This is a genomic window from Oleiphilus sp. HI0066 (genome assembly GCF_001635725.1).
Genome location: NZ_LWFH01000176.1, coordinates 1 through 478 on the forward strand (window position 1 = coordinate 1; position 478 = coordinate 478).

Annotated in this window: 1 protein-coding gene and 1 pseudogene; both read right to left on the reverse strand. The window is 46.0% G+C overall.

Annotation, left to right across the window (positions count from 1 at the left end; translation table 11 throughout):
- Positions 1 to 276 (reverse strand): annotated as a pseudogene (locus A3738_RS02935) (hypothetical protein); the annotation flags it as partial.
- Positions 277 to 338: 62 nt separating this feature from the next.
- Positions 339 to 478 (reverse strand): histidinol dehydrogenase (locus A3738_RS29075; protein ID WP_197473535.1); only part of this gene is annotated, 140 nt, incomplete at its 5' end.

Consider the following 478-nt stretch of genomic DNA (forward strand, 5'->3'; position numbering starts at 1 on the left):
TGATTGCTCATGCAAAGCATCTAGCTTTAACAACTCGCGGATGCCTGCCTTTAACTCCGCGCAAGACGGATCAGGATAACGATTAACATCCAAACCTTTAAGTGTTTCGAACCATTCTTGTTGTAATTCACCGGGCCATAGATTGGGATTTTCCATGGCATCCATTTTCAACAAACCGGAAGAATCTGGAACATGATAAGAGTGCATCGCCCTGATTTCAGGTCGAACCAAGGTTTCAACAAGTGCTGCACTTTGAAGAGGAAGAGAATTAGACATATAACTACCTGCTTAAGGCTTGGCGTAGGCGTCGATCCTGTCATCACGACGCCCTATCAAATTTATTCTTTAATACGATATTCCGCAGAACGTGCGTGCGCTTCAAGACCTTCTCCGCGCGCCAATACAGACGCTACCTTGCCTTGATCACTCGCCCCTTGCTCAGAGAAGTAGATCAACGATGAGCGTTTCTGGAAGTCAT